The following is a 6,468-nucleotide window of genomic DNA, read 5'->3' on the forward strand; positions in this document are numbered from 1 at the left end:
AGGCAGTCCCAGCCTAGCCATACATCGACTTGATGCTGTGGGGCTGCTTGTCTACGCACGGCCACCGTCTGGAGCTCCGCCTCGAACCCGTGGGGATCCGCAGGTGGAGGGGGCATCTATTCGTTCCCGCGAGCAGCAAGAGTGGTGCGATCGATAGCTGGTTCGCTGAATGACGGGGGGCCGATGTTCCTGCCTTACTGGGTAGGGGCGGAAGCCTATCGGCTGGTAAGGAGGGTCACTCTCTTTTGAGGCAGCCTCTTCGGGTAGCTCCCTCAAACAGAATCGCCCAAGACTCAGGCTTTCGCCTGCTTCTGCGTTCCGCCTCATTACTAGATCTGCACTTCGCACTGCGCCGCCACGGTCATCACCTTCCGCAGACGGTCCCGATGGTGCGTGGCGCCCCGTGAAGATCCGGCGGCGTCCAAGGCGGCAGGGCGTTCGCTGTGCCAGGTCACGAGCCACCCGAGCCGCAGGGCGGGGTCGCCAAGCGCATTAGCTCAACGGCGCTTGGGATTCGAGCTTGTCCCATGACGTTCCCCCTGCTGTTGCCTCCCCGGCCGCTACGTCGGGCAGCGGCCGTGGCTTCATCTGCCGTCATCGGGCCGGCGGGTGATCTCAGCCCCTCAGACGCCGACCGCCGGCAATGGCGCCGGGAAGCGGGCCCCGGGCGCCGGCGATCCGGCCGGCCGACCGCGTCTCGATCTTGTCGAGGATGACGTCGAGTGACCCGTCGGGATGCTGCCGCACCTCAGCGGCCGAGACCGGCTCGCCGTTGTTGATTACGTTGACCGTGGGAGGCGCAGCATTCGTATTCGCAGGTGCCTGGACCGGGCCAACCGGGATCCGCTCCCCGCCCGTCATCGGCACGTACCCGCCATCGGCATAGCCGGCCCGGCCGCCGCGGAGCGCCTCGAGGGTGCCGACGCCGATCCGGCTCACCGCGCCCTGGTCGAAAACGTATTCCCCGCGGTGGACGATGCCCGCCGGCTCGTATTTCCCACCGGCGCCGGTGAAGCCGCCGGTGGCGAACAGGCGGGGCAGGCCCGAGTCTCTGCCACCGGCCATGATGCTGCTGAGGAAGTTCGTGCCGTTGCCGCCACCGCCTCCGAGGAAGGCATCGAACAGGCCCGAGATCGCCTTGTCCGAGGCCTTGGCGATCAGCTTGTCGGTAAACCGTGTGAACGCGCTCGACAGGGCATCCATCGCGGAGACACCGTGGGACAGGTCGGTGGCGATGCCCGAGAACGCGTCCGTCGCCAGTTGCTTGGTCTCGCGCAGGTTGTCGTTGATCTGCTGCTGCTGAATCACGAACTGCGCCGCCGGCGAACTCGTGTCGCCGACCATCGACCGCGCCCGGGAGTAGGCGCTCTGATCCTGCGACGAGCGTCCAAGCTGCTCGCGGTCGAACCCGGTGTCGCTCGCGAACTGCGCCAGCTTCAATTGCTGGGCGGCCGTGGCGGTCTGGGTCGCGAGGCCCCGCACCGAAGCGGCGAGCGCATCGTTGGCCGGCACGCCAGCGTCGAGCAGGGCATTGTAGCGGCGGGTCGCCTCCGCGTTCGCATCCAGGGCGAGGCCGTTCCTGCCATAGTTCTGCGTGCTGTTCTCCAGAGCCTGCTGCTGGTCGCGCAGGGCCCGGGTGTTCGCGTCCTGATCCTTGCCCTGCGCAGCCGTTGACGGGTCGCCCATCTGCCCGGCGCGACGCAGCACGTCGTTCGCATAGGCGGTGTTCGCGGCGTCGTCCTTGCTGCCGTAGTAATTCTTGAGCGCCTTGAACTGGTCGCCCCCGGCTTGATCCAGCTTCATCTGCAGGACGCCAGCGATGCCGGCGGCGCCCTGCGCCGGATCGGTCCGGTCGAAGGTCGACGGCAGGTAGCCGCCGCGGATCGCGTCCTTGGCGGTGCCGGTCGTGATCTGGCCAAGGCCGTAGGCGGAGGTCGACGGCTGACCGGCCGCATTCAGCACCTTGGTGCCGCCGATGTTGGCGTTGCCGCCGGACTCCTTGTCCGCGATGCCGGCGATCAGCGAGGCGGGCACCTTCCCGAAGGTCTGGCCCGCGGCGATGATCTGCTGCTGCACGTTCTGAGACATGCGGGAGAAGGCGCCACCGACCTGCGTCAGGTCGAGGGTGGATTGCTGCTCCAGGGTCTTCAGCCGCGTGGTGCGCTCGAGCTCTAGGGTCTGAAGCGCCGCAAGCTGCTGATCCCGCGTGCCGCCGGACTGCGCCTGGCGCCCGCGCTCCGCGATGTCGTTCTCGATCTGCGCGGCGCTCATGCCCTGCGGGGTGAAGCCGACGGTGCGCTGCCCGAATTGCGCCTGCCGGAGGCTGGCGGCGTACTGCTCGCCGCCGGCCGCCATGTTCTCCTTCAGGATCCGGGATTGCGCGACCAAGCCTTCCATCGCGCTCCGGGCCGCGCCCTGCTCATCGAGGGGCAGGCGGCTGAGGTTCTTGCGGATGTCTGTCACCTGGTCAGAGATCTTTTTGACCGCCTCCGACGCCGGGTCGAGCCCGCGCACGATGTCACCGATCCGAAGTGACACCTGCGCCTGCTGTGCTTGCCGGCTCGCCGCGTCCCGCTTGTCGACCTGGGCCTGCAGGCGGGCCACCTCATCCCGTGCCGCCGTCACGTCGCTGCCGGCGAGGCTGGGGAGGATGGAGCCGAACACGCCCGCCGCGCGGCTCCTGGAGTTCTCCAGCACCTTCTGCGCGGTGGCGAGGCGGGTTTCGATATCGCCCCCGGTGGCAACATGATCTATCGCCTTGCCCGCGGTGTCCCACGCATTCGAGATGATGGCGCCGACGGCCGCCGTCGCCCGACCCCACCCGGTGGTCAATTCGGTCGCGCTCGTCAGGCCGGTTCGGTAGGCGTCGAGCAAGGCCCGCTGCGCACCGAGGCGGTCGCCTTGAGCCTGCAGCCGCTGGACGTTCTCCCGGGTGGTGTCGTTGAGGAATCCGAGCTGCTTGTTCAGCGAGTCGGCGCCCTTGGCAGGATCTGCGAAGGCCTCAGCGAGCGCCTTGGTCGCGTCGGGCAATTCCTGGCCCGTGGTCGCGGCGAAATCCTTCACGGTCCCGATCAGACCGGCATACATCTCCGATCCGATTTGCCCGGTGGCCGCGAACTCGCCTGCCATCTCCCGAGCCGATCGCACCGAGACGTTGCCGGCCGCCGCCGCGGCCGGCGCCAGCGCATTGATCTGGCCCGCGGTCGTTCCAGATGCGCGGCCGATGCCTGTGAGGGATTTCTCGAGATCCTGCTGAACGCTTCTGTAGCTTGAGAAGGCTGCCACGCCAGCAATGGCGACGGTAGCCAAGCCAGCGATCGCTCCGCCCACGATGCCGACACGAGATGCCAGCCCAGCCGCAGCCTCGCCCGCCTGCGTGAATGCGCCCTTCACGCTCGCTGAACCGGGTCCGGTGAAGATGGGGGCGATCTGCCCACCCTGCTGAAGGGCGACCGTAAGCGGGCTCATGCCGCTGCCGAGCGAGCTGACGATGTCCGTGCCCTGATAAAGCAGGTTCTGCGCTTGGTCTGCGCGAAGGCGTCCGTTCGAATTTGCAGCCGTTGGTGCCCCGCCAGATCCAAGCGAGCCTAGTTTTCGGCTGGCCTCAATGTTGTCGAGCACCTTCGATCCGGCGGCGCCGACGTCGCTCCAGGCGCGCTTCTGAGCGGCCGCAGCTTCTTGGGCGGCGCGCGCGACGGCCCCATACCGGGATTCGATCAGGCCGAGCGTACGAGCCTGCTCCTCGCTCGAAACGACACCCTGCCCAGCGGCGCGGTTTAGCGTGCTCATCGCCCGCTCATAGGCGTTCGCGGCGCGGGCGTTAGCGTCGAGCTGCTGCAACACCTTCTGATAGGCCCCAGTGGCAGATAGCTGCCGGCGCGACGCGCTCTCTGTCACCGTCGCTGCGGCCTCGGTCGCCGTGCCAAGGGCGGTCTGCGCTGCGGCGACGCCCTGCGCGTCGGATCGAACCTTGTCGGCACCCTCGGACTCGTACCGCACCCGGATGGTGCGCAGCGCGGTGATACTGGTCATGGCTTGATCCGATCTCAGGCTGTGCGGGCGGCTTGCCGAAGCAGATCACTCATGGCGCGGCACTCCGCGGTCATGGTCCGGCAGAAAGTCGAGAGGAACTTGGCCACCCAAGCCTCCGGAATACCGGCTCGCCGATAATTGGCAGCGGCGGCTTCTGCGGTGGCGAACATCTCCGCGGCGAGTTGCTCGATGCGATCGGCGTCATCCATCTGCTCTGACGTGAGCGAGCACAGATGCTGATGCAGCGCTTCGGCGGCCTCATTCGCCATGGCGCGGCCGGCGGCCGTCAGATCGGCGCGGGTGCGAAGCGCGATCGTCATGGGTTGAACCTTCCACCGACCTGGGCGCATTTTTTTCGATGAATTTCTCGATTTAAGACCCCACAGTCGGTCCTGCCTCCCAAGGGCTCGATCCTTAATCGGACCCTGCCACTCCTTCGGCAGGGAGGGCGGAATGACAGCGCGTCGCCTACCTGAACCTGGCAGGCCTCGCATGCGGGTCGTCGCACCAGATCGGTAAACGGTCGATCTGTCCCGTGCCGCGAGCGAAAGCTTCCATGCTGGTCTTCGCGCCATGGTGAGTGAGGCAGAGCCCCCACAAGTTCATGGGATCGAAGATCGGGCCGCCATCCGCGACCGGGTGCTTGTGATCCACGACGTCTGCGAAGCGCAGCAGGTCGCGTTGCTCGCACCATGCGCAGAATGGGTGCTTGCGCCGATAGGCTTGGGAGAGCCGATCCCATTGGGCGCTGTATCCTCGAGCGCGTGGTGAAGCGCGTGGGACCAGTACCGTCCTGGCTCTGGAGGGAGAGCGAGGTGCAAGCACTCGTGGCATGGCGCGTCCTATGCGGCACGGGCATTCTCCCCGACACGCCGGACGCAGGTCCTGATGCGGGTCGGCACCGTCGGCGGCACGTGGGCTAGAACCGCGAGGGCAGCGTACACCTCCCGTATGCGGGCTTCGTACCTGTCGAGGTCGGTCGCGAGCACAGCGAGACGGGTGCGGTGATCGGCCGGCAATGAATGCCAGTGCCGATCCAGGGCAGCGCGTGAGACCTCGAACCGCTCTGCGATGCGGCGCAGGCTCATACCACGTGCGCAGGCAAGCTCGATCTCCGCGCATGCTGAATGCGTGGCGACGGTACTGGTGCGGCCGGGCTTCTGTCGGATCGGTGTGTCAGACGACATGCAGGCAGGCTCCACCGGATGACCGGTTCAGGGAGGCCCGCGCGCCGGAGGACGCCTATGGCATGTCGATCATCGGCTCAGGCCGGTGAAGACACCGGAACATAACGTGAAACTTCGTCTCGAATCAAGTGTCTTCGCCGCTCGCCGACGGCCGCGCAACTTGGGCATTCGAACCAGCCATGCCCTGAGCTTCCTGGAGGGCGCGGATCAGTTCACTGATACGCGCCACAGGCACTCGGAGCCCCTTCGGCGTCTCGCACATCACGCCACGGCCGTTGGCGGCTGCGATGCGGAGATCAAGACCGACGTCACCGCGCTTCTCGCGCAGGGTAAGACGAATGCTCTCCCGGGCCGATTTCCGAACCTCTCCAACGATCTGGTCAGTCATGGGATGCCTCTCTGCCCTTGACCTGAGCGAGGCACCGATCGGCAAGCGCGCGGCAGGCCACCGGATCAGCCAACGCTGACGTCAGAGCATCCCGCTGTTCCGGCGAGAGATGGGGCATGGCGATTCCATCCCCCGGTATGTCGACATGATCGAGTACGCCGACCTGCCTGCGTCCGATGGCTCGAACGAAGTTGATACCCTTGGTGCGGAGTACCGCCTGCGCTCCTGCGATGGTGAAGCCCTGAACATGCAGAAGCTCGCGCACGCCCCGCAGCAGTTCCACGTCCTCAGGACGATAGTAGCGGCGGCGGTTTCGACGAATGGGACGGATCTCCGGGAACTGAACGCCCCAGAACCGGAGCACATACTGTGATCGGCCCCCACGAGGTGGTCCAAGGGTAAAGTTAGTGCACGGTGGGCCGCTCCGCCACGGGTAGCTTGGCCGGCGGAGCTGGTCTGGCAAGCGCAGCCGGCCAAGCGGAGAAGGCTGGCATGAACACCTCCGGTGCCGGCGGTCGGTATCCCAGCGATGCATGCGGGCGCACGCCGTTGTAGTGACGTCGCCAGCTTTCGATGACGACCTGCGCTTCCCTAAGTGTGTAGAAGATCTCGCCGTTCAGGAGTTCGTCGCGAAGCCGCGCGTTGAAGCTTTCGACGTAGCCGTTCTCCCACGGTGAGCCTGGCGTGATGTAGGCCGTCTTTGCTCCGACGCCGGTGATCCAAGCTTGGAGGGCCTTCGCAACGAACTCCGGGCCGTTATCCGAACGGATATGGCCAGGTACGCCACGCACGATGAACAGATCCGAGAGCACGTCGATGACGTCGATCGCCTTTAATTTGCGGGCGACCCGGATCGCTAAG

The 6,468-nt window shown here is 66.4% G+C and carries 5 protein-coding genes; all 5 read right to left on the reverse strand.

Translation table 11 applies throughout. From position 1 onward, the window contains the following. Window positions 1–615: 615 nt before the first annotated feature. Complete coding sequence (locus FV226_RS18345; protein WP_147764013.1) at window positions 616–4,032, reverse strand: phage tail length tape measure family protein; 3,417 nt, start codon at window positions 4,030–4,032, stop codon at window positions 616–618. 14 nt (window positions 4,033–4,046) lie between these two features. Beyond that, window positions 4,047–4,352 (reverse strand): hypothetical protein, encoded by a 306-nt coding sequence (locus FV226_RS18350; protein WP_147764014.1) that lies wholly within the window; start codon window positions 4,350–4,352, stop codon window positions 4,047–4,049. Between the two features lie 991 nt (window positions 4,353–5,343). Continuing rightward, window positions 5,344–5,607 carry a hypothetical protein gene (locus FV226_RS18355; RefSeq protein WP_147764015.1) on the reverse strand — a complete coding sequence of 88 codons (264 nt, stop codon included), beginning with the start codon at window positions 5,605–5,607 and terminating at the stop codon, window positions 5,344–5,346. Further along, window positions 5,600–5,971 (reverse strand): MerR family transcriptional regulator, encoded by a 372-nt coding sequence (locus tag FV226_RS18360; RefSeq protein ID WP_246691650.1) that lies wholly within the window; start codon window positions 5,969–5,971, stop codon window positions 5,600–5,602. The genes FV226_RS18355 and FV226_RS18360 overlap by 8 nt, the downstream gene beginning before the upstream one ends. A gap of 40 nt (window positions 5,972–6,011) precedes the next feature. After that, on the reverse strand, window positions 6,012–6,468 hold a 457-nt coding region (locus FV226_RS18365; RefSeq protein WP_147763995.1), incomplete at its 5' end, for an integrase core domain-containing protein.

The sequence above is a fragment of the Methylobacterium sp. WL12 genome (genome assembly GCF_008039475.1).
Lineage (GTDB): Bacteria > Pseudomonadota > Alphaproteobacteria > Rhizobiales > Beijerinckiaceae > Methylobacterium > Methylobacterium cerastii.